Genomic DNA, 24,997 nt, shown 5'->3' on the forward strand with positions numbered 1-24,997 from the left:
CTCCAAAATCCACTCCACAACCCGGGAATAAGCTCTGGACAGGGCCCATGCGGCTGTGCGGATGATGGTCAGATGGACGCCACCGCTGCCCTCAATGAGATCGCTTTCTGGCTCGAACGCGAACGCGCCACCACCTTCAAGGTCCAGGCGTTCCGCAAGGCGGCCGAACTCATCGGAGGCTTCTCCCCCGGGGAACTGGCCGCACGGACGGCGGACGGCCGGCTGAAACGGATGAAGGGGATCGGCGACCGGACCTTCGAGGTGATTGCGCAGGCGGTCCACGGCGGCGTCCCCGACTACCTCGCGGGCCTGCGGGAACGCGGCGCCGAGCCCCTCGCCGCCGGCGGCCATGAACTGCTGGCGAACCTCCGCGGCGACCTGCACACGCACAGCGACTGGTCCGACGGCGGCTCGCCGATCGAGTCCATGCTGGACGCGGCCCGGATGCTGGGCCGCGAATATCTGGCCTTGACCGACCACTCCCCCACCCTCAAGATCGCTAACGGCCTCAGCGCCGAACGCCTCACCGAGCAGTTGGAGGTGGTCGCAGGGATCGTGGCCGCGCAGGCCCCCGGGACAGGCGCAGGCCACCCCCCGGTCCGCCTGCTCTCCGGCATCGAGGTCGACATCCTGGAGGACGGAGCGCTGGACCAGGCACCGGAGCTGCTGGACCGCCTGGACATCGTGGTGGCGAGCGTGCACTCGAAGCTCCGCTCGGACAGCCGGACCATGACCCGGCGGATGCTGGCCGGGATCGAGGATCCGCACACCAGGGTGCTCGGCCACTGCACCGGCCGCCTGCTGAACGGCTCCCGCGGGACGAGGCCGCCCTCGGACTTTGACGCGAGGCGTGTGTTCGCGGCATGCGCGGCGAACGACGTCGCCGTCGAAATCAACGCACGGCCGGAGCGCCAGGACCCCCCGGACGAACTGATCCAGCTCGCGCTCGACGCCGGCTGCCTCTTCAGCATCGACAGCGACGCGCACGCTCCGGGCCAGCTGGACTTCCTGCAATACGGCGCGGAGCGGGCCGCCCGGAACGCCGTCCCTGCGGAGCGGATCATCACCACCTGGCCGGTGGAACGACTCCTCGAGTGGTCCGGACGCGGAGAGTAGCGGCCGGGGCCAGCCAGGCGGGCGCGGCGCTCAAGCAAGCAACAACACAGCAAGCGTAATCATCACGACGGCGATTGCGGCGTCGAGCACCCGCCAGGCCGCCCGGCGCCGGAACAGGGAGGCCAGGAATCGCGCCCCCGCGCCAAGGGCGGTAAACCACGCAATGCTTCCAAGGCCGGCGCCGGCCGCGAACCACCAGCGTCCGGACTCGCCGTGGGCGGCCGCGAGCGACCCGAGCAGCAAGACGGTGTCCAGGTAGACGTGCGGGTTCAGCCAGGTGAAAGCCAGGCAGGTGGCCAGCACGGCCGCCCTGCTGCCCGGGGGCTTGTCCCCGGGCAGGTCCAGTTGTTCCCCGCCGATCGCGCGCCGGGCCGCGAGCGCTCCGTAGACGAGCAAAAACGCGGCTCCCGCCCACTTGATCACCACGAGGGCGGCGGGCGCCCGGTCCAAGAGGACGCCGATGCCGGCGACCCCCAGCACGATCAGCACCAGGTCCGAAACGGCACAGACCGCCACCACCATGGCCACATGGGAGCGCTGGATGCCCTGTCGGAGGACGAAGGCATTTTGCGCGCCGATGGCCACAATGAGCGACAGGCCGGCGGAGAGGCCGGAAAACAGGGGAAGGATCACCCTTCGACGGTAAGCGCCGGGCAAAGATGAAGCCAGCTAATCTTTCTGTTGCCACATAAGATTGGCTAATGATGGACATCTCCCCCGAGCAGGCCCGGACGCTGGCTGCCATCGTCACGCACGGAAGCTTCGACGCCGCAGCCGCCCACCTATCCGTGACCCCCTCGGCCATCAGCCAGCGGATCCGTGCCCTCGAGGCCGCGGTCGGCCGTCCCGTGCTCACCCGGGCCCGGCCGGCGGGACTCACCGAGTCCGGCCAGGCGGTGGTGCGGTTTGCCCGGCAGCTGGAGCTCCTTTCCGCAGACCTTGCCGAGGAGCTGCGGCCGGAGGAACCGCACGGGCGGACGCGCCTGGCCCTGGTGATCAACAGCGATTCCCTGCATACCTGGGCGCTGGCCGGACTGGCCGCGGTGGCGGGAAGGGTCCAGCTCGAGATTCTCCGGGAGGACCAGGACTATTCGCTGGAGCTCCTGCGCAGCGGCGCCGCGGCCGCCGCCATCACCACCACGGCCGAGGCGGCGCCCGGCTGCACCTCACGGCGGCTGGGTGTCATGCGCTACCTGCCGGTCTGCACCCCCGGTTTCGCCGCCCGGTGGTTTTCCGGCGGCGCCTCGGCGGCTACCCTCGCCGCCGCCCCGGTCATTGTTTTCGACCGCAAGGATGATTTACAGGACCGATACCTCCGGTCGGCGAGCCGTACGGCACTGAACGCGCCCCGGCATTACATTCCGGCCGCCCACGAGTTCGGCGAAGCCATCCGCTGGGGGATGGGTTGGGGGCTGCTCCCCGAAATCGAAGTATCGGAGGAACTGCAGCGCGGCACGATGACGGCACTGGATCCCGCGGCGCACGTGGATGTTCCACTCCACTGGCAGCAATGGCGGCACGGATCGGCCGCACTTGACGAGGTCGCGGCGGCCATCCAGGCCGCCGCCCGCCCGCTCCGGTGAATCAGGGCCGCTGAATCTGCGCCGGTGCGCCGGGCCGGCGCGGCGCTGGGCTTGGCTGCATTTTGGCAGTAAACCGACTAGACCTGACCGATTCCCGCCAGCTGCCGGGCCGCCGCACGGGCTAGATTGGCAGCATGGCAACAACAGCCGAGACAGGCTCCCCCTCCCCGGACAGCGCACATCCGGACAATACCCACCCGGACGGCACGCACCCGGACAGCACGCATGAAGCGGCCTCGCATGCCGCCCCACCGGCCGCGGCGCAGGCAACTCTCCGGCCCGGGCAGATCAGCAGGCTCGGAATCGCCGCCGTCGTCGTCACCGTGGTTCTCTGGGCGTCGGCCTTCGTGGGCATCCGCGCGGTCGGCCCCAGCTTCTCCCCCGGACCGCTGACCCTGGGACGGCTTGCCGTGGCCGCCGTCGTGCTGGGTCTCGTGGTACTGCCGCAGTTCCGCAAGACCGCCGTGCTGCCCCGGGGCCGTGAGTGGTGGCCCATCCTGGCCTACGGCGTGATGTGGTTCGGCGGCTACAACGTTGCCCTGAACGCCGCCGAACACATGCTCGACGCCGGCACCGCCGCCCTGCTGATCAACGTCAACCCCATCCTCGTCGCCGTGATGGCCGGGATCATCCTGAAGGAAGGCTTCCCGCGCTGGCTGATCATCGGCAGCCTGGTGGCCTTCGGCGGCGTGGCAGTGATTGCCCTCGGTTCCGGCCAGCGCTCGACGGCGGACGTCGCCGGCGTGCTGCTCTGCCTGCTCGCGGCCGCCCTCGCGGCGGTGAGCGTGATCGTGCAGAAGCCGGTGCTCCGGAAGTTCCCCGCGGCCCAGGCCACCTGGTTCGGCATCATGGTAGGCGCCGTGTGCTGCCTGCCCTTTAGCGGCCAGCTCGTCGCTGAACTGCAGGCGGCGCCGCTGCCCGCAACGCTGGGGCTGGTGTACCTGGGCGTCTTTCCCACTGCGATCGCGTTCACCACCTGGGCCTATGCGCTCTCGCTGATCGACGCCGGACGGCTTGCCGCCACCACCTACCTGGTGCCCGGGACCACCATCCTGATCTCCTGGCTGGTGCTGGGCGAGATCCCCACCATCTGGGGCCTCGTGGGCGGCGTGATCTGCCTCGCCGGCGTCGCGCTGACCCGGCGCCGTTCCCGGCCGCTGCGGGGCGCACCGGCCAGGGCATAGAGTTCCGGGTATGCCCGCATCGCTCCCTCCCGGCCTGCCGATCGTGCCCAGCGGGAACGACGACGCCGGCCACAACCACGACGGCCACCACGGACCGTTCCCGATGTCCGAAGACGAATTCGAAGCCGCGGTGGGCGACGCCCTGGACCGGATCCCGCCGGAATTGGCGAAGACCATGAACAACGTGGCGGTCTTCATCGAGGACGACTACACCCCCCAACCGGACGAGGACCCGGACACGGTTCTGCTGGGCCTCTACGAGGGCGTGCCGCTGACCGAGCGGGATTCCTGGTGGGACGCCGGTTCGCTGCCGGACCGGATCACCATCTACCGCCAGCCGATCCTGGACATCTGTGCCTCCCGCGAGGACGTGGTCGAGGAAGTGACGGTCACCGTGGTCCATGAGATCGCACACCACTTCGGCATCAGCGACGAGCGGCTGCACGATCTCGGCTGGGGCTAGCCGCCTCCGGTGGGACTAGCCTTGGAATCATGGGACACGACCACAGCCACTCACACGGGATCACGGCCACCGGGAAGCACCGCAAACGCCTGATCGCCGTGCTGGGCATCACCCTGTCCGTGGTCCTGATCCAGGTCGTGGGCGCCCTCGTTTCCGGTTCGCTGGCCCTGCTCGCCGACGCCGGGCACATGCTCTCCGACGCCGCCGGCGTCTTCATCGCGCTGCTGGCGGCCTGGATTGCCGCGCGGCCGGCGAGCGATGCGCGGACCTACGGCTACCAGCGGGCGGAGGTCCTGGCCGCGCTGGCCAACGCGCTGGTCCTGATCGTCATTTCCGTGGTCATCTTCACCGAGGCCATCCGGCGCCTTGGCTCGGCTCCCGAGGTCCACACCGACGTTATGCTGTTCGCCGCCGTCCTGGGCGCGGTCGCCAACCTGGTCTCGCTGATGATCCTCCGCGGCGCACAGAAGGAAAGCCTCAACGTCCGCGGAGCGTACCTGGAAGTCCTGGGCGACCTGTTAGGCTCCTTCGCCGTCATAGTCGCGGCCATCGTCATCATGGTCACCGGCTACCAGGCCGCTGACACCATCGCCTCGATCCTGATCGCGCTGATGATCCTGCCCCGGGCGTGGCACCTGCTCCGGGACGTCGTGGACGTGCTCCTCGAAGCCACTCCCAAGGGCGTGGACGTCCAGATGATCCGCGAACACATCCTGGCCGTCGACGGCGTGGTGTCCGTCCACGACATCCACATCTGGACGATCACCTCAGGGGTGCCGGTCTTCTCTGCCCACGTGGTCGTGGAGGACGCTGCGCTGGGCGCCCGCGGCGCCGACAGGGTGCTGGACAAACTGGTCACCTGCCTTGGCTCGCACTTCGACACCGAACATTGCACCTTCCAGCTCGAACCGGCCACCCATGCGGAACACGAGGCGCACCAGCACGCCTGACCGGCCGGCGCAGCGGTGTACGGGTACATCTGCCCGCCCCGGCACCCGCCGCAATGCTCGACACGCCCCTGCGAATGTGCCCAAATGACATTGTTGTTGTTTATGTTATTGATGTGACTCTTGTTGCCAAAGTGGTATTTGGCACGTAGCCTCTTCCCTGCTGGGCGATCCGCAGAGGGGCTTTTTCATGCGCCAATTTCAGACCTCGCTCGCGCCAGCCTGACTGCAACGAGGTTTTTCCATGAGTTGGACCGGACCCGGCGGCAGGGCCGCCGCCCTGTGCACCGCCGTCGTACTGCTCGGAACGTTGGCGATCCCCGCCCAGGCCGCCCCGGCCGCCACGAAGTCGGTCCCCGGCCTGAGGATGCCGGCCGCGCCGGACCTCCCGACGCCCGGGGACATCGCCGCGGCGAAGGCCAGCGAAAGCGCGACGGCGGATCAGGTCAACCGGATCGACCGGATCCTGGCCGACGCTTCCGCGGCCAAGGAGGCCGGCCTGGCCACCTCGCTCGCCGCCAACAACGCCTACGTCGATGCCCTGGTGGAACTCCAGATCCGGCGGGATGCCGCCGAGCTGGCGGAAGCCAAGGCCGCCGCCGCCGAGTCTGAGCAGAAAAAGGCGCGCAAACTGATTGGCCAACTCGCCGGTGATCTCTACCGCAATGGAGGGATGACGCCGGCGCTCGGCAACCTGGTCGGCGGGAACGGCGAGGCGCTGCAACAGGCCGCCACGCTGGAGGCGGTAGCCGCCAGCCGCACCCGCGCCTTCCAATCAGCAGAGACCGCCGCTGCCGCCGCCCGGTCGTCGAAAGATGCCGCCGCCGAGGCCGACCGCGCCGCCGATGATGCTGCCCGCACCGCGGAGTCCCGCAAGGCCGACGCCGAACGCGCCGATGCGGACCGGCAGAAAGCAGTGTCAGAGGCCGCGGCGCAACGGACGGTCCTGGTCGGCCAACTCGCCACCCTTCGCAACACCACCGTGGCGCTCGAATCAGCGCGGGTGGATGCACTCGACCGGCAGCGCCAGCAGGCACGGCTCGCGGCCCTGACACGGGAGGCGGCGCCCACCGGACAGCCTGCCCGGGCAGCGCAGCCGGCACCGGCCACCCCGGGCCGGCCGTCCGGCACGACGCCCAGGCCGCCCGCACCGCCGGCCTCAGCCGCGCCGCGGCCGGCGCCGACCGTCCCGGCGCCACGGGATCCCGCGCCCGTCCCGCCGTCCCCGGCTCCTCCGCGGGCCCCCGCGCCGGCCCCGCCGCCTCCGGCCCCGGTGGCCCCGGTCCCGGCCCCGGCCCCCGGCGGTTCCAACCAGACAGCGCTGTCCTCGGCCATGGGCAAGGTGGGCGCGCCCTACTTCTACCAATACGGCGGAACGGGCGCCTACGGCTTTGACTGTTCCGGTCTGGTCCAGAACGCGTTCGCCGCGGCCGGCAAGAGCCTGCCCCGCACCGCCGCCGAGCAGTTTGCGCAGGCGCCGGTGAAGGTGCCGCTTGCCGCAGCGCAGCCTGGGGATCTGCTGGTCTGGGGCTCGGCCCCGGGGTTCTACCACGTGGCCATCTACCTTGGCGGGGGCCGTGTAGTGCAGGCGCTGAACCCGGAGAGCGGGATCACCGTGACGGACCTCGCGTCCATGGCCGGGATGCAGCTCTACCCCTACGCCGCCCGGTACTGATGCCCGGAACGGCGTCGCCCGGATGCCCTAGGAGAGCACGTCCTTCGTAGTGAACCGGGCGTAGGCGAGGGCGCCGAAGACGGCCAGATAGCCGCCCTGCAGCAGGGCATTGGCGGCGAACGAGTCCCAGACGATGGGCTGGCGCAGTAAGTCGGCGAAGTCGAGCCAGCGGTGGGTAAAGAGCCACGGGTGCAGCCACTCCAGTTGGGGCAGCGCATCGGCGACCTGGGAGACGACGGCGAACACCACCGTTGCCGCCATCGCGCCGACGGGCACGTCCGTGAGGGTGGACATGAACAGGCCGATGGCGGACAGCCCCACGAGGGACACGGCCAGATAGGCGGCAATCAGCAGCAGCCGCCCCAACGCCTCGGCGGCGCCGATCGAGTCCCCTGACAGCAGGGTCACGGGACCCACCGGGAAGAGCGCGGCGCCGATGCCTGCCCCGACCAGGGCCACCGTGAACGGGGCCGCGACGGCGAACACGACCGCGCCCGCGAACTTGGCCACCAGCAGCCTTCCCCGCCCGGCCGGGGCCGCCAGCAGGTACCGCAGGGTTCCCAGTCCTGCCTCGCCCGCCACGGTGTCCCCGGCGACCACCCCGATCGTGAGCGGGAGGAACAAGGGGACGGCGACCAGCATGGCCGTGACGCCGGCGAACAACCCGTTCTGGCTGATCCGGTCCAGGAACGCGGGCCCGCGCCCGGGCGGCACCGCCGAGGAGAGCCGCACGGCCACGGCGATCAGCACCGGAATGGCGGCCAGGGCGAGCAACATGGCCCAGGTCCGGCGGCGCCGGAACAGGACCCCCAGCTCGGAGCCGAGCAGCCGCAGGGTCGGGGCCGTGGCAGGGCCCGCTGCCCCGCCCTGCACCGTCGAATCACTGGGCAACGTCGAACCCCTCCCCTGTCAGCTCGACGAAGCGGTCCTCGAGGCTGCCCTGTTCCACGGTGAAGCCGCGGACCCGGACGTCGGCCGCTACGAGGGCCGCCACCAGCTGTTCGGGCGTGGGGGCGCCTCCGGCGGGGCCGGAAGGCAGCGGCGCATAGAGCACCTCGCCCGCGGCTGCGGATCCCCCGCCGTCGGGCTGTCCGCTGCCAGAACCACCGCCGTCGGGGGTCAATCCCAGGCCGGCCATCACCCTGGCCGCGGCGCCGGGGTCGGGCGTCAGCAGCCGGACCCTGGACTGCCCGGCCTGCCGCAACCCCGCCAGCGGGCCCTGGGCCACCAGGCGTCCGGCACTCATGATGGCCGCGTGCGTGCAGATCTGTTCCACCTCGGCGAGCAGGTGGCTGGAGACGAACACCGTGGCGCCGTCCGCGGCCAGGGACCGCACCAGGTGCCGCACCTCGCGCGTGCCCTGCGGGTCCAGGCCGTTGGTCGGCTCATCCAGCACCAGGAGCTCCCGGGGTGCCAGCAGGGCATTGGCGATCCCCAGCCGCTGCTTCATGCCCAGCGAATAGGCCCGGACTTTCTTGTCCGCGGCGTGCGCCAGGCCCACCCGTTCCAGCGCGGTGCGCACCCGCGCGCGCCGCGTCCCGGCCTGGGCCTCCGGATCGGCGGCGTCGAAGCGCAGCAGGTTCGCGGCTCCCGAGAGGAAGGGGTAGAAGGCCGGCCCCTCGACCAGGGCGCCCACCCGCGGCAGCACGGTGCGCAGTTGCCGCGGCATCTCCTCGCCCAGGACGCGGACCGAGCCGCTCGACGCAGCTGCGAGGCCCAGCATGATCCGGATGGTGGTGGTCTTGCCGGAGCCGTTGGGGCCCAGGAAACCGAAGACCGAGCCCCGGGGTACGGCCAGGTCGACGCCGTCGACCGCCATTTGCCGGCCGAAGCGCTTACTCAAGCCCCGGGTCTCGATGCTCAGTTCGGCGGACGGCAGTTCGGGTACCGGCGCGACGGCGGTCACCGGGCGGCAGCCGCGGCCTGGAGCCGTTCCAGCGGGACCGACCCGGCGAAGACGCGGCCGTCGTCGAGGATCAGCACGTTCAGCAGGGCGGTCGAAAGGAGCCTGCCGCCGGCCACGGGCACCGTCGCCTGGGCCAGCAGCGACGCCGCGCTCCCGGGGCCGCCCTGCTGCTCCGGCCCTCCCTTGGCCGGTGCTGCCTTGGTCAGGGAGCCAGCCGGCAGTTCGACGACGGATTCCCAGCCGGTTCCGCTGACTTTGACCTTGTCCTTCGACGCCGTGCCGGGGGCCTTTGTGGCTGTGCCCGGGGCCTTCGTGGCAGTGCCGCGCTTTTCCTTGGCGCCGGTCGCTTTGTGGTCCGGGACCGGGAGCTCCTTGACGGTGGCACCCGGCGGCGGGCTGAACTGGAAGATCGCGGCGTCCGGCGCCTGCAGCGAAAGTTTAGTGAACGCGACGCTGAACGCCGGATCGGACTGGCCGCGGGCCTTCACTTCAACGCCGAGCGGCATTCCGCTCTGGCCGTCCACCGAAATCGAGACGGAGGCCAGCAGCGTGGCCGTGGACCTGGGGGTGAGCACCAGCTGGTAGGCGGCGCGGCCGGCGACCTCAACATCCGTCCCGACGCTCACATTGCTGCTCCGGTCGAGGGCGGCGAGCAGCTTGGCGGCCAGGCGGTCCGGGGTCGGCACGGATTCCTGTCCGGACGGGTGACGGCCGCCGGCCGGGAGGACCGCGTGCGCGGCGGTGTTGTCCTTGGAGTTGTAGAACCAGAGCTGGTCGCCGTGCCGGATGACGTCACGTTCGGCGAGCCGGTCCAGCACTTGGATGCGGGCGTTGTCCGCCCCGTCGCGGTAGACCCGGGCCGTGTGCGGTCCCGTCAGCAGCTCCAGCCAGGCGGTGTCACCGGACGCGGTTCCCGGGCCGGTTTGGGGAAGGTCCGGCAGGCCCAGGTCCGAGGTCTGTTCCAGGGTTCCGGAGAAGGACGGGTCGCGGTGCTGGGCGATCAGCTCCAGCACCTGCTCGGGTGATTTGGCGGGCAGCGGGTCCCCCGCGCTGGCCGGCAGGGATCCCGCCAGCACCCCGGCGGCGATCACGGCGGGAACGGTTGCGGCTGGCAGCCAGCGCAACCAGGTACGGGTCATTGCGACCGCGCTCCATCTTGGCAGCTCATGTTTCAACATTACGCCCGGATGCGGCCGGCATCACCGTGTCCCGGCAGATTCCTCCGGGGCAACGCCCGCCGCTGGCCCGCCGCCGTTCCGCGGCCTGTCCGGAACGACGGTGCCGGCGGCGCCGTCGACCGTGACGGCCTGCCCGGTGACGATCAGCGAGGTGGCGTCCGGGACCCCGACGATTGCGGGAATCCCGTACTCCCGGGCGACGACGGCGCCGTGCGAGTTGGGGCCGCCCATTTCCATCACGAGGCCGCCGGCAGTCAGGAACAGCGGCGTCCAGCCCGGATCCGTGGAGGGTGCCACGAGGATCTCGCCGGGCTCCAGCCGCGCCCCCTGCGGCTCAAGGATGACGCGGGCGCTGCCGGTGACGGTGCCGGCCGATGCGGGCGTGCCGGTCAGCACTCCGGGGGTTCCTGCCCCCGCCCCGGCGGCGCCGTCCTGCAGCGCCTCCGGTTCCGTCCCGTCCGAGAGCAGCACCCGCGGAATGTGGCGGCGGCCCAGTTCGCGGGCATAGGCTGCGCGGCGTTCCGCGACGAGGTGCTGCAGCTGGCTCCCGGCGAGGCCGTTACGGACCTCGATCAGGTCCAGGAAGAAGACGTCGTCCGCGTCCGTGAGACGTCCGGACGCCACCAGCTCCGTCCCGATGGCCTGGAGCTGTCCCCGCACCGCGGCCATCGCCTCGACGATGTGGTACTTCGGCAGTTCGCGCAGCCCGGCGAACATCCGGGTGCGCTTCAGTGCCGCCCGCACGAGCGCGGCCCGCAGCCTGCCCCGCTCCCCCGCGGCGGCGACCAGTCGCTCCACCTGGGCCTCGGCGTCGCGCGCCGCCTTGCTGAACTGCCGGTCCGGGGCCTGGCCCGGATCCTCCAGCCGCAGGTAGTTGGCCAGGACGCCGAGGAGGTGGGTCGGATCGTCGGACCAGCGGGGCATCCCGAGGTCTATTTCCGCCACCGCCCGGTGACCGTAGCGGCCCAGGAAGCCGGCGATCCCGGATTGCACGACGGCGGGCAGTGTCCGGTCGCGGTAGCGGCGGACGAGGTCCGGCACGACGGCATCATCGAAGCCTGCGCCGTCGAAGACGGCGGTTGCGCTGGCGTCGGCCCGGATGGCCGAGGCGAGCCGCCAGAGGGCCAGGTCCATTTCGGTGGTGACGTTGTTGGGCAGCCCCCGCAGGACCGGCTGCAGCGCACCTGGGCCGCCGGCAGGTCCAAGCAGCCTGCCGGCGGCCGCGAGCAGGGCAAAGCCCAGGGCCGGCAGCGGGAGGACATTGGGCACCACCGGGAAGAGCTCCCGGCCCAGGATGCGCTCCACGTGGTCCAGCCGCTGCACCGCGGTGGACCCGGCGGGGACCACCAGGGTGCCCCGGAACCGTTCGCCGAACTGTTCCACCCGGCGCCGCGCGGCCTTGGGCCTGAACAGGGCACGAAGCAGCGACCCGGGCACCCTGGCCCGCGCCGCCACGGGGCCGATGTGCCGCAGCAGCCGCCACGGGGACCTGCTGGTGACGGAAAACCGGGGGTCCCCGAACAGCTCCCGCAGCACTGCCGCGGAGCGGGCTTCCATCACGTCGAAAACCCGGGGCACGATGGCCCGCCCGACGGTGCTGCGCACCACCGGGGTCAGGTCGAAGAAGAGCCGCTGCCCGGCCTGGACATACGGCGTCGGCCCGTCGTGCGGTGCGGGAACCTCGAAATGCGCCGCCCGCGCCACGGACGAGGCGATCAGCCGGAAGCCTGCCAGCCCCATCGGGGTCAGTGGCCGGGTCAGGCCCTGGGCCAGGCTGAAGCAAAGGTAGACGCGGGTTCCATCGCGGACCGGCGCCCGCTCCGGCCGCTCCGGCAGGGGGTAGAGCGTGGTGATGGGGCGCGACTGCGTCAGCCATGCCGCTCCGCCGCTGTCGATCGCCCATTCGAGGTCTTGCGGCGCCCCGAAGTGCACCTCCGCGCGGCGGCCGAGCAGCTCCAGGCCCAGGAGCTGGACGTCGTCGACACAGGGCTGCTGGCCCGCGCCGGACCGGAAGGTCCGCTCGGTTCCGCCGCCCGGCACCGGCCGGATCACCACCGCTTTGCTCCCGATCCGGCGCTCGAGAATTCTCCGGGTGCCGCTGTCAATGACGAAGTGGTCCGGGTTGACCGCCCCGGACACCACCGCCTCGCCGAGGCCCGGGCTGGCATCGATGACCGCCTCATGCCGCCTGCCGGTGACCGGATTGGCGGTGAACAGGACGCCGGCCACGGCTGCGTCCACCATCCGCTGGACCACAACGGCGAGCGACACGGCCGCCGGACTGATCCCCTGGATGGCGCGGTAGCTCACGGCGCGGTCGGTCCAAAGCGAGGCCCAGCACTGCCGGACGGCGGCCAGGACCGCGTCGGCGCCCACGACGTTCAGGAAGGTGTCCTGCTGTCCGGCGAAGCTGGCGAACGGCAGGTCCTCGGCGGTAGCGGACGAGCGGACCGCCACCGGGGTGTCCGGTCCCAGCGCCGAATAGGCCTCTCTGACGGCCTCGGCAATGTCGGCCGGGATGTCCACGGCCAGGACCAGGCGGCGGGCGGTGGCGGCCAGTCCGGCGAGTCCGGGAAGGTCCCCCGGTGCGGCCGCGGCCAACCCGGCGTGGATGGTTTCGAGCCCTGCACCCGAGGTGGCGCGCCGGTAGGCCTGTGTGGTCAGGCAGAAGCCGGCCGGCACCGGGAGCCGTGCGCGCAGCAGTTCGCCGAGGTTGGCGGCCTTGCCGCCGACGGCGCTTAGCAGCTCCGCGCCGACCAGCTCCAAGCCGAGCACCAGCCCCGGGTCCGGCTCATGCCGGGGCGCGTTTGGAACGGGTAACTGCTCCACCTGCCGGCCCTCCCTTCACTGGGGAAGCGCGTGCTCCCGGATCCGGGCTACGAGTCGCCGAGCATCGGTCCGAAGCTGGGCCGGTCGGCCAGCCGCGGGTCATCCCGGTCCGGAACCACCATGACGGGGCCCTTCGCGTGGTGCAGGATGCCGTCCGAGGTGGATCCCAGCAGCATCCCGGCGAAGCCGCCGCGGCCGCGGGTGCCCACCACCACGAGTTCCACGTGCCGGCTCGCCTCGACGAGGATGTCGATCGGCGACCCGTCGACGAGCTGGGTTTCGACGTCGAGCTGGGGGAAGTGGCTCTTAATCCAGGCCACGCCGGCGTCGAGCTGGACCCGGATATCGGCAAAGAGGGCCTCGCGGTCCATCGGGGCCGGAACCCAGGCAAGCGAGCCGCTGTACTGCGGAACGGCGCAGACCAGGCGCAGCGGCGCGGAGAGGCGTTCAGCCTGGGCGGCCGCTTCGAGGACCGCCACCCGGGCCTGCTCGGAGCCGTCCACGCCCACCACCACGACGTTTTCCACCGGCTGGTGGCCTGACTTTTCCCGTTCGGCCCTGACGTGTTTGTCCTGCGTGGTTTCGCCCAGCCGGTCGCCGCAGATCAGCGGCACCGTGACCGTGGGGCATTTGGCGTGGGCGGGAAGAGCGCTGCTGACCGAACCGAGGAGCCGGCCCACGAAGCCGCCCCGGCCGCGGGTTCCGAAAACCAGCAGCTCGGCGGTTTCCGTCATTTCCAGCAGGACACCGGAGGCGTCGCCATTCTCCACCGAGGCATCGACGTCGATGGAGTACCCGGCGACCTTGTCCAGCGCCTGCTTCAGGATGGCCTCCGCGCCCTCGCGGATTACCGAATCGTCCACCGTCGCGTACCCGCCGTCCAGCCCGGACGCGGCAAAAACCGGCACCGAGTAGGCGGTCACGATGTGCAGCGGACGGTGCCGGCGCTCGGCTTCCCGGGCCGCCCACACCAGGGCGCAGTGGCTGTGGTCCGAGCCGTCCACACCGACCACTATGCCCCGAGGAGCGGAGCCGTGGCCGGCGGCGTCCCCCGCCGGATCCGGATGCACCTGTTCTCGGGCCATGGGGTCCGCCTCCTCGCGTTACGTGGCTGTGTTGCGGCTATTCTGCCAGAAGAGTCAGGCCGCGGCTTCCACCCGGGACGCAGGCAAGGTTTACCCAGTGTTTGCACGGCCTCCGTGGCCCCGGAAACCCGCGGATCATTGGTTAATGCGTCTGCCGGAACCCGGACAAACCGGCGAAAACCCGCATAAATACAATGTCGGGCCGACCCTGTTCACAGCCCGCAATCTTGGGTATCCTCTGAGGCATTGCTGAACCGAGACTCGTCTTTCAGATCGCAGCCTCCCCCTGTGGAGTGCGTCGGGACGGATCGCCGGAAAAGCGTTCCGGGCATGGGCCCGGAATCCGCATCATTCGAGGAGGGACCCCGCAGTGTCGAGCATGCCTGTGTACGGCGGAATCGAACGGACCAGCACTGTGGTCATCGGCACGGGCCTGTCCGGGCTGGCGGTCGCCAGCGAGCTGCAGCGCCGGGGAGTTGAAGCCATCGTGGTGGACGGCCTGGATCTGCTCGGGGCCGGGAACCCGGCCAACACTTCCTCGCTGCAGCGCTGCGACGCGGCGGACGCAGCCACCCTCCGGGAGCGCAACGAGATCCTGCGCCACCTGCGGAACTACGCAGCCAGCCACCACCTCGATGTCCGTAACAACGTCCGCGCGCTGCAACTGGACCACCTTGACGCGGATGGCCCGGCGGACGCCAGCCTGGACTTCCAAGGAACCGCGCAGCCGGCACAGCAGTGGGCCGTCAGCACCCCCAACGGAATCCTGTACGCCGACCATCTGGTCCTCACCCGCTGCGCGCACAGCCAACTGCGCCGCATGCTCGCTGAGCTGGGGGTTGCCGCGGGCCAGAACCTCATGGCGGCCATGCACGCACTCGGCATGTACCTCGTCGGCGTGGGCGAGCTGATTACCCCCACGCCGAAGGAAGTCCTGCGCCAGGCCAAGCTGGTGGGCCAGGCGATTTCCGCCAAAGTCCATCCGGAAGGCATGCCCGCGCTGTTGTCCGCGGGGCTGGCGCTGCCAGCCTAGGAGCCGTCTCCCGCCTCCAGCCTAGCTCCGGGGTCCCCCGGTGGATTCGTCCGGGTTGGTGGCTGTGTCGGCGTATGTCTCGGCGTCGCCATAGCCGTCTTCGTCGTCGCCGCCATTAAGCCGCCGCTTTGCCATCAGTCCCAGGGCCACCAGGATGCCGACTGCCACCGCCACGAAGATGACGATGCTCCACGGAAAGGGCTGCGAGGCGTCCGGCGCCGGCGAGGGGGCGATGGTCGCTCCCGGCTGGGCGGTACCCAGCGTCGGGACCGTGCCCGGCGCAGGTGCGCTGCCGGCCGCCGTCGCGCCTGCCGCCGCGGTAAAGGTGAAGGTGCCCTCTATCGGGTGGCCGTCCGAACTGGCCACCCGCCACTGCACCGTGTAGAGCCCGGCCGGCGCGCCCGCCTTGAGCTTTTGCGAGGCCACGTTGTCCACGATGTCCACACCGCCATCGGCCCAGTTGCTGCCGGTGGCGTCGCTGACCTTGATCTGTGTGCCGAGGGCGAGCGGATGATTGCTGAGCGTGATCGCAACCGCTGCCGGCGGGGTGGGCACCGTCGCGCCGGCGGCGGGGCTGGTCGACTCCACGGCGTCGTGGGCCGACGCCGGACCGGCAGCCAGGAGGGCTGAGCCCAGCAGGACCGTGGCCGCCACGATCAGGCCCAGCAGGGCGCCCGGAAGTTGTCGGATGAAACGCATGGCTGGCCTGCTCCTTGTGTTGGCTTCCTTACAGACTAGGCGAGTTTGGCGGGTGGGCGCCGTCACGCCTAATAGGATTTAGCTAACACCCCTTTTCCCTCCCGGAGGACCAATGCTTAAGCAGGGCTCTGCACTCGACCGGTATTTCAAGATTTCCGAGCGGGGGTCGAACTTCTCGCGCGAGATCCGTGGCGGGTTCGCCACGTTCTTCGCCATGAGCTACATCGTGGTGCTGAACCCGCTGATCCTTTCCGGCCCGGATTCGTCCGGCGGAACGCTCGGCTTCCCGGCCGTCGCCGCCGTGACCGCCCTCGTGGCTGGCATCCTGACCATCCTGATGGGAGCCTGGGCCAAGCATCCCTTCGCGCTGGCAACCGGCCTCGGCGTCAACGCCTTCGTGGCCGTCACCGTCGCCACCAACCCGGGCCTGACCTGGCCGGACATGATGGGCCTGGTGGTCCTCTCCGGCGTCACCATGCTGATCCTGGTGCTCACCGGTTTCCGGACCGCCGTGTTCCGGGCGGTCCCGGAAGGGCTGAAGACGGCGATCGTCGTCGGCATCGGCCTCTTCATCGCCCTGATCGGCCTGGTCAACGCCGGCTTCGTCCGCCGCATCCCGGACGTCGCGGGCACCACGGTCCCCGTCGGCCTCGGCTTCGACGGCAAGCTGCTGGGCTGGCCCACGCTGGTGTTCGTGATCGGCCTGGTCCTGACCATCGCCCTCGTGGTGCGCAAGGTCAAGGGCGCGATCCTGATCGGCATCATCACCTCCACAATCCTGTCCGTGATCCTGGAATTCACCCTGCACATCGGGCCCAGCTTCGATGGCAAGAACTTCAACCCGCAGGGCTGGTCCCTCGTGGCGCCCAAGTTCACCGAATGGGCCGCCCCGGACCTGTCCCTGATCGGCAAGGCCAACCCGTTCGGCGCCTTCGAGCACCTCGGCTTCGTGGCCGCGACCCTGCTGGCGTTCGTGATCCTGCTGAGCATCTTCTTCGACGCCATGGGCACGATGGTTGGCCTGGCCACCGAGGCCGGCACCATCGACAAGGACGGCAACATCCCCAACGTGGACCGCGTGCTGCAGATTGACGCCCTGGGCGCAATCGTGGGCGGCGGCGCGTCCGTCTCCTCCAACCAGATCTACGTCGAATCGGGCGCAGGCATCGGCGAAGGCGCCCGCACGGGCCTGGCCTCGATCGTCACCGGCCTGCTGTTCCTCGTTGCCATGTTCTTCACCCCGCTGATTAACCTGGTGCCGTTCGAAGCCGTGGCTCCGGCGCTCGTCGTCGTCGGCTTCATGATGGTCTCCCAGGTCGGCAAGATCGACTGGCTGGACTGGGGCATCGCGATTCCCGCGTTCCTGACCTTCACGCTGATGCCGTTCACCTACTCGATCGCCAACGGCCTCGGCGCCGGATTCATCTCCTTCGTGCTGATCCGCCTGGTCCAGGGCCGCGCCCGCGAGGTGCACCCGCTGATGTGGGCCGTGGCCGCCGCGTTCCTGCTGTTCTTCGGGATCGGCCCGATCGAGGCCGCGCTCGGCATCCATTAAGGATCCCGGACCGACTCCCATCCGCCGAGATGGCATTTCGCGGCAGTGTTTTTGGAAAACATTGCCGTGAAATGTCATCTCGGCGGCGTTTAAGCAGGGTTTCCGGGATTTCGGACACTCCGACGGCGGCGCTGCTGGTTTTCCGGCACGGGCTGCGGTGAGCTAGGGACATGCCTTCTTCCGCCCGCACCGCCGACGTCCCGCCGCAGCCCTGGACCGGACGGTTCGACGGCGACGGCGCCGACCACCGCCGCTGGTGGCAGGCCGTGACGCCCTACACTGCCCACCCGCTCGGGCACCGGCAGCCGGCCGCGTCCGCCGGCGCGCGTCCCGCCGTCATCCTCGGCTTCGGCAGCGACGCCGGAGTGCGGCGCAACAAGGGCCGGGTCGGGGCCGCCGCCGCGCCCGCCGCCATCCGCGCCGCCCTCGGCCCACTGGCCTTCCATTTGGACCGGGAAGTGCACGACGCCGGCGACGTCACCGTCACCGGGGACGCGCTGGAGGCCGGGCAGGCACGGGCCGGGCTCGCCATCACCGGCCTGCTCGACGCCGGCGCCCTGCCGGTGGTCCTCGGCGGCGGCCACGAGACCGCCTTCGCCAGCTACCTGGGCGTGGCCGGCTCCGCCGCGGTCCGGGAGGGGCTGAAGGTGGGCGTGCTGAACCTGGATGCGCACTTCGACCTCCGCGACGAGCCGGTGCCCAGTTCCGGCACCCCGTTCCTGCAGATGGCCCGGGCAGAAGCCGCCGCGGGACGCGAACTAAAGTACGCCGTCGTCGGGATTTCCGAACCGAACAACACCAAGGCGCTGTTCCGGACCGCCGCGGAACTGGGCGTGGACTACCTGCTGGACGAGGACTGTACCGCGGACGCCGCGCAGGCTTTCGTGGCCGCGTTCCTGGCCCAGGTGGACGCGCTGTACCTGACCATCGACCTGGACGTGCTGCCGGCGTCGGTGGCGCCCGGGGTGAGCGCCCCGGCGGCCTACGGCGTCCCGCTGCCGGTGATCAGCGCCGTCTGCCGGCAGGTGGCCGCGAGCGGGAAACTGCTGCACCTTGATGTCGCGGAGCTGAACCCGGACTTCGACATCGACGGCCGTACCGCCAGGGTCGCCGCGCGGCTGATCAACACACTGCTGCGGTAGCTGGCCGGCGGCGCGGCACGGCTCGCCGGGGGCGCTCAGATGGCGGTGCGCGGCGCCTGGCCCTCGTCGCCGTGCTGCTCCACCGCGCGGCGCTCACGCAGCCGGTCCAGCCGGTTCATCACCGGCGCCGTCGTCGCGCCGTGCAGCACGATCGACATGGCCACGACCAGTCCCACAAACGCCCAGAGTTCCTGCGCCTGGGCGCTGAAGTTGCCGCGGCCGAGGGCGTAGCCGAGGTAGTACAGCGAGCCGATGCCGCGGATGCCGAAGAAGGAGATGGCGATGCGTTCCCGCGGGCCGGTCTTGCCCCGGGCCAGCCCGAGCCAGCCCGCCAGCGGTCGGACCAGGAGCAGGAACGCCAACGCCACCAGCACCTCGGTCCAGCCGATCCCGGCCAGCAGGCCGCGTGCGATCGCCCCGCCCAGCAGCACCAGGATGACCACGGTCATGAGCCGTTCCAGCTGCTCCACGTACGAGTGCATCACCCGGTGGAAGCCGTGCGTGCGCTCGGCGGCCCGGATGGTGACAGCGCAGACGAACACTGCGACGAAGCCGTAACCCTCGACCATTTGCGTGACGCCGTAGGCAAGGAATGTCGCCGCGAGGGCCACAAAGCCCTCGGAGTGGTTGGAGAGCCGGACGCTCTCATGCCGGGCCGTGAAGAAAAGCCGCCCCAGCAGCTTGCCCGTCGCGAGTCCCAGCAGCACGCCGATGCCGATCCGCCAGAGCACGTCCACGGCCAGCCAGTGACCCAGCCAGCCCGACGGCGAGGCGCCCACGAAGCTGATGGCGATGGCCAGGTAGACGAAGGGGAACGCCAGCCCGTCGTTCAGGCCCGCCTCGGAGGTGAGGCCGAAGCGGATCTCGTCCTCGCGCTCGGTCTCGTCTTCCTCGTCCGCGGGCTCCCCCACCTGCACCTCGGAGGCCAGGACCGGGTCGGTCGGGGCCAGGGCGGCCGCGACCAGGAGCGCGGCCCCAAGGCCGAGCCCCAGGAACCACATTCCCAGCAGGGTCAGACCGATGATGCACAGCGGCATGGCCAGGCCCAGCATCCGCCAGGTCGTGGACCACCGCCGGCGTCCGACGGGCCGGTCCAGCGCCAGTCCGGCGCCCATCAGCGAGATGATGACGCAGACTTCGGTCAGGTGGGTGAAGAACTCCCCGTGCTGCAGGGGGTCGGGGTTCGGCAGGGCCGGCATCAGCGTGAACGCCAGCATCCCTGCCCCGAGGAAAACCATCGGCATCGACAGGGGCGCGTTGCGCAACAGCTTGGGCAGCACCGCCGCGATGAAGACGGCGATTCCGGCCGCAAAAAAGACAATACTGGGAGCTTCGAACATGTGCACGCCCTCCTGCCACAACCGGGGTGCAGGCCCGGAATGGGTCGGGGCGCCGTTCCAACAGAACGGCGCCCCTCGCCTAAAAAGATATACCGCCACCTGCACACTATCGGCTCCGGACCGGGACGCCACGCCGGACAGACTAGAATAGCGGGTGGCCAACCGGCCAGATTCTAGGAAAGACCAGTCAATGAACACACACACCATGCGGACCCAGGCCTCTGACGCCACGTCCATCAAGCTCTCGTTTGCCAGCGCGCAGGAGGTCCACCACGGCCTCGAAAACGCCGTCAACACCTTGATCGCCTCGGCCGTCCAGGACCGCCGCTGCGGGATCCGGGTTACCCGCCACGAGCCGGGCGCCTACACCGTGGCGCTGGACGACACCGTGCCCTTCGGTGAGACCCACGAGGACGTCGCGGCCTAGTCAGCGCGGGCCGGAACAGGCCAAGGGCCGGTGAGGGATGCACCCCTCACCGGCCCTTCTTTGTGCTTGATTCTGCGCCGCGGCGCCGGCGCCTAGCTGCGCCGCACCTGCACACCGTCGGACTTCAGGAACAGCTGCGCCTCCGAGGGTGTACCCGGCACCAGCCAGAGCACATTTCCGCTGGACGACACTTCTTCGACTTCCCCGGCTGCCAGCAGCTGTGCGTGCTTGAGGATTTCCACCTGGTCCCCCGCCTTGAGGCTCCTCCAGTCGGAGACCGTGGCGGCGAACGCCGTGCGCCTGGACATGACCGTCCCGCGTGATTTCATGAACTTCTACCCCTTTGTAGGTTCGTTTTTTACTTTTCCGCCACAACGTCTTTGGTGTGGGCTACATCATATTCTTACTACATTTCCTGCGCCCCCGGCGGCCGTGTTGCCGCACATTTCGGGGGCGCCGGGAAATGCCCGGCCGGCTCGTATTTTCTTTGCCGTCAGGCCAGATTTCCGACGGCGGATTCGGCGGCGGCGCGCACCTTGCCTGAGGCCACGAGCAGGTCGGCTGCCTCCAGCTCAGGTGAGAGGAACCGGTCGGTTCCGGGCCCCTCGACGACGTCGCGCAGCACCGCGATCACTGCGGCCCCTGCCGGGCCCGGCGTGAGTTCGCCGCCGGAGAGCTGGGTGCGGATGTCCAGGGCCCGGGCGGAGGTCACCAGCTCGATCGCCAGGACGCGGCGCAGGTTCTCCACCGCGCGGCGCAGCTTGCGGGCCGCGTGCCAGCCCATCGAGACATGGTCTTCCTGCATGGCCGAACTCGGGATCGAATCCACCGACGCCGGAACGGCCAGCCGCTTGTTGTCCGAGACCAGCCCGGCCTGGGTGTACTGCGCAATCATCAGGCCGGAGTCGACGCCGGGATCCGCGGCGAGGAAGGCCGGCAGCCCGTGCGAGCGGGCCGGGTCCAGCATCCGGTCGGTCCGGCGCTCGGCGATGGAGCTCAGGTCCGCGACGGCGATCGCGAGGAAGTCCAGCACGTAGGCCACCGGCGCGCCGTGGAAATTGCCGTTGGAGCTGACCCGGCCGTCCGGCAGGACCACGGGGTTGTCGATCGCGGCGGCGAGTTCGCGCGAAGCGACCAGCGCGGCGTGGTCGACGGTGTCGCGGACGGCGCCGGCCACCTGGGGGGCGCAGCGCAGCGAGTAGGCGTCCTGGACCTTGGTGTCGTTGACCCGGTGCGAGGCCACGATCGGGGAGTCGGACAGCACCCGCAGCATATTGTCCGCGGAAGCGGCCTGGCCCGGGTGCGGCCGGAGCGCGGCGTGCAGCTCCGGCAGGAACACCTGGTCCGTGCCGAGCAGCGCCTCGACGCTGAGCGCGGCGGTGATGTCCGCCGTCGTGAGCAGCTGGCGGATGTCCGCGATGGCCATCAGCAGCATGCCCAGCATGCCCTCGGTGCCGTTGACGAGCGCCAGGCCTTCCTTCTCGGCGAGGGTGACGGGTTCAATGCCGTGCGCGGCGAGGAGCTCGGCGACGGGGCGTCCGCCCTTGCCGCCGAACAGTTCGCCGTCCGGGCCCACCGCTTCGCCCTCGCCCATCAGGACCAGGGCGCAGTGCGAGAGCGGTGCGAGGTCGCCCGAGCAGCCGAGCGAACCGAATTCGCGGACCACCGGTGTGATGCCGGCGTTGAGCACGTCCACCATGGTCTGCAGCACCACGGGGCGGACGCCGGTGCGGCCGGAAGCGAGGGTCTTGGCGCGCAGGAACATGATGCCGCGGACCACCTCGCGTTCCACGGCCGGGCCCATGCCGGCGGCGTGGCTGCGGATCAGCGACTTCTGCAGCTGGGTGCGCAGCCCGCCCGGGATGTGCCGGTTGGCCAGGGCGCCGAAGCCGGTGGAGATGCCGTAGGCCGGCGTCTCGCTGTGCGCGAGGTCGTCGATGTGGGCGCGGACCTTGGCGACGGCGTCGAGGGCGTCCTGGGAGATGGTCACCTTTGCGTCGTGGCGGGCGACGGCGACGACGTCCTCGGGGGTGACGCCGCTGGAGCCGAGGGTGACGGTGAGCGGTGAGTGGGTCGTAAGGGTCACTTTGTGGTTCCTTCGTTCATGGGGATGCGGACGCCGCGTTCCTTGGCGACCTCGACGGCGCGCTCGTAGCCGGCGTCGGCGTGGCGGATGACACCCATGCCGGGGTCGTTGGTGAGCAGGCGCTCAAGCTTCTGCGCGGCGAGCTCGGTGCCGTCGGCGACGGAGACCTGGCCGGCGTGGATGGAGCGGCCGATGCCCACGCCGCCGCCGTGGTGGATGGACACCCAGGTGGCGCCGGACGCGGTGTTGAGCAGGGCGTTGAGCAGCGGCCAGTCGGCGATCGCGTCGGAGCCGTCCGCCATCGCTTCGGTTTCGCGGTACGGGGAGGCGACGGAGCCGGAGTCGAGGTGATCCCGGCCGATCACGATGGGCGCCTTGACCTTGCCCTCCTTGACCAGCTTGTTGAACAGCAGGCCGGCCTTGGCCCGCTCGCCGTAGCCCAGCCAGCAGATGCGGGCCGGCAGGCCTTCGAATTCGACGCGCTCCTGCGCGGCGTCGATCCAGCGGTGCAGGTGCTTGTTCTCCGGGAACAGCTCCTTGATGGCCTTGTCCGTCACCGCGATGTCCTCGGGGTCACCGGACAGGGCCACCCAGCGGAACGGGCCCAGGCCCTCGCAGAAGAGCGGGCGGATGTAGGCCGGGACGAAGCCGGGGAACTCGAAGGCGCGGTTGTAGCCGCCCTTGCGGGCCTCGTCGCGGATGGAGTTGCCGTAGTCGAAGACCTCGGCGCCGGCGTCCTGGAATTCGACCATGGCCTGGACGTGCTTGGCCATCGAGGCCTGCGCCTTCTTGGTGAAGCCTTCCGGGTCGGCGGCGGCCTCGCGGTGCCATTCCTCCACCGTGATGCCCTCGGGCAGGTAGCTTAGAGGGTCGTGCGCCGAGGTCTGGTCCGTGACGATGTCCACGGTGAGCTCGCCGGCGTTGTGGCGGCGCAGGATCTCGGGGAAGACGGTGGCGGCGTTGCCGACGTAGCCCACCGACCAGCCGCGGCGCTCCTCCTTGGCTTTGAGCACTTTGGCGATGGCGGTGTCGAGGTCGGTCTCCACCTCGTCGAGGTAGCGCTTGCCGGCCCGGCGGCGCAGGTGGCTCTCGTCGACGTCGACGATGAGGCAGGCGCCCTCGTTGAGGGTGACGGCGAGCGGCTGCGCGCCGCCCATCCCGCCGCAGCCGCCGGTGAGGGTCAGGGTGCCGGCGAGGGTGCCGTTTTCGTCCCCGGTGAGCTTACGGGCGATCGCGGCGAAGGTCTCGAAGGTGCCCTGCAGGATGCCCTGGGTGCCGATGTAGATCCAGGACCCGGCGGTCATCTGGCCGTACATCATCAGGCCCTCGGCCTCGAGTCGGCGGAATTCGGGCCAGTTGGCCCAGTCGCCGACGAGGTTGGAGTTGGCCAGCAGCACGCGCGGAGCCCACTCGTTGGTGCGGAAGACGCCGACCGGCTTGCCGGACTGGACCAGGAGGGTTTCGTCCTTTTCCATGGTTTCCAGGGTGCGGGTGATCGCGTCGAACGCCGCCCAGGACCGGACCGCGCGGCCGGTGCCGCCGTAGACCACGAGGTCATCCGGGCGCTCGGCCACCTCGGGGTCCAGGTTGTTCATCAGCATGCGCAGCGGGGCTTCGGTCTGCCAGCTCTTGGCGGTGAGCTCGGTGCCGCGGGCTGCTTTGACCGGGCGGGCACCGGTGGTGAAATCGGCGGGTGCCATGGGGGCTCCTTCGTTGTTTCGGGTGGTTCCTGGGAGAGGTTCTGTATCAACTAAAGCCTGTCCGGGGCCCCGGAAACAGGGGCTTCGTGCGGGTGCTGTCCGGGATTCCAGACCCAACTGGCTAGCAGTTGTTGTCGTTTTGCGCAGCCATAACGACAACTACTGCGAGCTAGTTGGGCTGGGGCGGCCGTGGATCCGGACCGAGAGATCGTCCGCGACCTTCTTGACCCGCGCGGCCAGGACCGGCCACTGGTCCGTGGGCAGCTTGTCCTCCAGGAACGTCACGGCGACGGCGGCCGTCGGCCAGCCCGTGTGGTCCGTGACGGCGGCCGCGATCGAGCCCAAGCCGGGGGTCACTTCGCCGTGTTCGGTGGCGTAGCCCCGCTGCCGGACCTGGTCCAGATGCGAGGACAGTGCGGAGTACTTGGTGATCGGCGATTCGGTCTCGTGCCGGGCACTGAAGGCCGCGGCGTTCGGGTACAGCGCCCGGACCTGGGACTTCGGCAGGGCGGCCAGGATCGCCCGGCCGCTCGCGGTGAGGTGGCTGGGTAGCCGGACCCCGACGTCGGTCACGAGGGAGGGCCGGTTTTTCGCCCGCTCCTCGACGATGTAGAGCACGTCCCTGCCGTGCAGCACGGCGAGGTGGGCGCTCTCCCCGATCACGTCCACCAGCGTCGCAAGCATCGGCCGGCCGAGCCTGGAGAGCGGCTCCTGGCGGGAGTAGGCGGAGCTGAGCTCGAAGGCGCTGATGCCGAGCCCGTACCGCTGCTCCTCGTGCAGGTGCAGCACAAAACCGTTCGCCTCCATCACGCCGAGCAGATGGTAGACACTGGAGCGCGGCAGGCCCAGCGCGGTGGCAATGTTCGACGCCGCCATCGGCCCGCGCTTGGAGGCCAGCAGTTTCAGGATCCGCAGCGTGTTCTCGGCCGCCGGCACCTTGGACGCCGGCCTGGCGGCGGCCGGCCTGGCCGCAGCCGGCTTCGGCAGGGCACTGGGGGTTCCCACGGGCGGGGTGGTGGCGCTGGCGGCTGACATGTGGTCCTCTTCGT

The 24,997-nt window shown here is 70.3% G+C and carries 22 protein-coding genes; 10 read left to right on the plus strand and 12 right to left on the minus strand.

What is annotated here, in order from left to right:
* The first annotated feature begins 72 nt into the window (after nt 1-72).
* On the plus strand, nt 73-1,116 hold the full coding sequence (locus tag AC1DBL_RS09375) for a PHP domain-containing protein (RefSeq protein WP_476925979.1): 1,044 nt from the start codon (nt 73-75) through the stop codon (nt 1,114-1,116).
* Nucleotides 1,117-1,146: 30 nt separating this feature from the next.
* Here AC1DBL_RS09375 and AC1DBL_RS09380 read toward each other — a convergent pair whose 3' ends face one another.
* The gene (locus AC1DBL_RS09380) at nt 1,147-1,749 is read right to left on the minus strand and encodes a LysE/ArgO family amino acid transporter (RefSeq protein ID WP_441417987.1); all 603 of its coding nucleotides are present in this window, start codon (nt 1,747-1,749) and stop codon (nt 1,147-1,149) included.
* A 68-nt stretch (nt 1,750-1,817) separates the two neighbouring features.
* Here AC1DBL_RS09380 and AC1DBL_RS09385 point away from each other — a divergent pair, with 68 nt between their 5' ends.
* The 5 genes from AC1DBL_RS09385 (at nt 1,818) to AC1DBL_RS09405 (ending at nt 6,968) form a co-directional block, all read left to right on the plus strand.
* Complete coding sequence (locus tag AC1DBL_RS09385; RefSeq protein ID WP_476925980.1) at nt 1,818-2,699, plus strand: ArgP/LysG family DNA-binding transcriptional regulator; 882 nt, start codon at nt 1,818-1,820, stop codon at nt 2,697-2,699.
* 134 nt (nt 2,700-2,833) lie between these two features.
* Complete coding sequence (locus tag AC1DBL_RS09390) at nt 2,834-3,883, plus strand: DMT family transporter (protein WP_476925981.1); 1,050 nt, start codon at nt 2,834-2,836, stop codon at nt 3,881-3,883.
* Between the two features lie 10 nt (nt 3,884-3,893).
* Nucleotides 3,894-4,346, plus strand: a complete 453-nt coding sequence (locus AC1DBL_RS09395) for a metallopeptidase family protein (RefSeq protein ID WP_476925982.1) — start codon at nt 3,894-3,896, stop codon at nt 4,344-4,346.
* A 29-nt stretch (nt 4,347-4,375) separates the two neighbouring features.
* Nucleotides 4,376-5,296, plus strand: coding sequence for a cation diffusion facilitator family transporter (locus tag AC1DBL_RS09400; RefSeq protein WP_441417991.1), 921 nt, complete (start codon nt 4,376-4,378; stop codon nt 5,294-5,296).
* 241 nt (nt 5,297-5,537) lie between these two features.
* Entirely contained in the window at nt 5,538-6,968 is a 1,431-nt protein-coding gene (locus tag AC1DBL_RS09405; RefSeq protein WP_476925983.1) for a C40 family peptidase, read from the plus strand.
* A 27-nt stretch (nt 6,969-6,995) separates the two neighbouring features.
* Here the strand turns inward: AC1DBL_RS09405 and AC1DBL_RS09410 are convergent, their stop codons facing one another.
* The 5 genes from AC1DBL_RS09410 to AC1DBL_RS09430 all read right to left on the minus strand — a co-directional run bounded on the left by AC1DBL_RS09410 (nt 6,996) and on the right by AC1DBL_RS09430 (nt 13,966).
* Nucleotides 6,996-7,841, minus strand: coding sequence for an ABC transporter permease (locus AC1DBL_RS09410; protein ID WP_441418174.1), 846 nt, complete (start codon nt 7,839-7,841; stop codon nt 6,996-6,998).
* A 7-nt stretch (nt 7,842-7,848) separates the two neighbouring features.
* Nucleotides 7,849-8,787: an ABC transporter ATP-binding protein gene (locus tag AC1DBL_RS09415; RefSeq protein ID WP_441418175.1), complete on the minus strand. Its 939-nt coding sequence runs from the start codon at nt 8,785-8,787 to the stop codon at nt 7,849-7,851.
* 83 nt (nt 8,788-8,870) lie between these two features.
* Nucleotides 8,871-10,013 (minus strand): LolA family protein, encoded by a 1,143-nt coding sequence (locus AC1DBL_RS09420; protein ID WP_476892919.1) that lies wholly within the window; start codon nt 10,011-10,013, stop codon nt 8,871-8,873.
* Between the two features lie 60 nt (nt 10,014-10,073).
* A complete protein-coding gene (locus AC1DBL_RS09425; protein ID WP_476925984.1) occupies nt 10,074-12,881 on the minus strand; it encodes a PEP/pyruvate-binding domain-containing protein in 2,808 nt (935 codons plus the stop codon).
* Between the two features lie 47 nt (nt 12,882-12,928).
* Nucleotides 12,929-13,966, minus strand: coding sequence for a universal stress protein (locus AC1DBL_RS09430; protein ID WP_476917225.1), 1,038 nt, complete (start codon nt 13,964-13,966; stop codon nt 12,929-12,931).
* 379 nt (nt 13,967-14,345) lie between these two features.
* Here AC1DBL_RS09430 and AC1DBL_RS09435 point away from each other — a divergent pair, with 379 nt between their 5' ends.
* Nucleotides 14,346-14,999: an FAD-binding protein gene (locus tag AC1DBL_RS09435; protein WP_476893036.1), complete on the plus strand. Its 654-nt coding sequence runs from the start codon at nt 14,346-14,348 to the stop codon at nt 14,997-14,999.
* Nucleotides 15,000-15,020: 21 nt separating this feature from the next.
* Here AC1DBL_RS09435 and AC1DBL_RS09440 read toward each other — a convergent pair whose 3' ends face one another.
* Entirely contained in the window at nt 15,021-15,698 is a 678-nt protein-coding gene (locus AC1DBL_RS09440; protein WP_476892922.1) for a copper resistance CopC family protein, read from the minus strand.
* A 112-nt stretch (nt 15,699-15,810) separates the two neighbouring features.
* Here AC1DBL_RS09440 and AC1DBL_RS09445 point away from each other — a divergent pair, with 112 nt between their 5' ends.
* Both AC1DBL_RS09445 and hutG read left to right on the plus strand, forming a co-directional pair.
* On the plus strand, nt 15,811-17,253 hold the full coding sequence (locus AC1DBL_RS09445) for an NCS2 family permease (RefSeq protein ID WP_476892923.1): 1,443 nt from the start codon (nt 15,811-15,813) through the stop codon (nt 17,251-17,253).
* A 170-nt stretch (nt 17,254-17,423) separates the two neighbouring features.
* Nucleotides 17,424-18,395 carry a formimidoylglutamase gene (gene hutG, locus AC1DBL_RS09450; RefSeq protein WP_476925985.1) on the plus strand — a complete coding sequence of 324 codons (972 nt, stop codon included), beginning with the start codon at nt 17,424-17,426 and terminating at the stop codon, nt 18,393-18,395.
* A gap of 35 nt (nt 18,396-18,430) precedes the next feature.
* Here hutG and AC1DBL_RS09455 read toward each other — a convergent pair whose 3' ends face one another.
* Entirely contained in the window at nt 18,431-19,735 is a 1,305-nt protein-coding gene (locus AC1DBL_RS09455) for a cation:proton antiporter (RefSeq protein WP_476925986.1), read from the minus strand.
* A gap of 190 nt (nt 19,736-19,925) precedes the next feature.
* On the opposite strand from AC1DBL_RS09455, the gene AC1DBL_RS09460 reads away from it, so the two are divergent.
* Entirely contained in the window at nt 19,926-20,162 is a 237-nt protein-coding gene (locus AC1DBL_RS09460) for a hypothetical protein (RefSeq protein ID WP_175322554.1), read from the plus strand.
* Nucleotides 20,163-20,254: 92 nt separating this feature from the next.
* On the opposite strand, the gene AC1DBL_RS09465 is transcribed toward AC1DBL_RS09460, so the two are convergent.
* The 4 genes from AC1DBL_RS09465 to AC1DBL_RS09480 form a co-directional block, all read right to left on the minus strand.
* Nucleotides 20,255-20,491, minus strand: coding sequence for a hypothetical protein (locus AC1DBL_RS09465; protein ID WP_441418001.1), 237 nt, complete (start codon nt 20,489-20,491; stop codon nt 20,255-20,257).
* Nucleotides 20,492-20,655: 164 nt separating this feature from the next.
* Complete coding sequence (gene hutH, locus AC1DBL_RS09470; protein WP_476925987.1) at nt 20,656-22,248, minus strand: histidine ammonia-lyase; 1,593 nt, start codon at nt 22,246-22,248, stop codon at nt 20,656-20,658.
* On the minus strand, nt 22,245-23,948 hold the full coding sequence (locus AC1DBL_RS09475) for a urocanate hydratase (RefSeq protein WP_476925988.1): 1,704 nt from the start codon (nt 23,946-23,948) through the stop codon (nt 22,245-22,247). The genes hutH and AC1DBL_RS09475 overlap by 4 nt, the downstream gene beginning before the upstream one ends.
* Before the next feature lie 159 nt (nt 23,949-24,107).
* Nucleotides 24,108-24,983 carry an IclR family transcriptional regulator gene (locus tag AC1DBL_RS09480; protein WP_476925989.1) on the minus strand — a complete coding sequence of 292 codons (876 nt, stop codon included), beginning with the start codon at nt 24,981-24,983 and terminating at the stop codon, nt 24,108-24,110.
* Nucleotides 24,984-24,997 lie beyond the last annotated feature (14 nt).

It is taken from the genome of Arthrobacter sp. 10T44 (assembly GCF_056393885.1).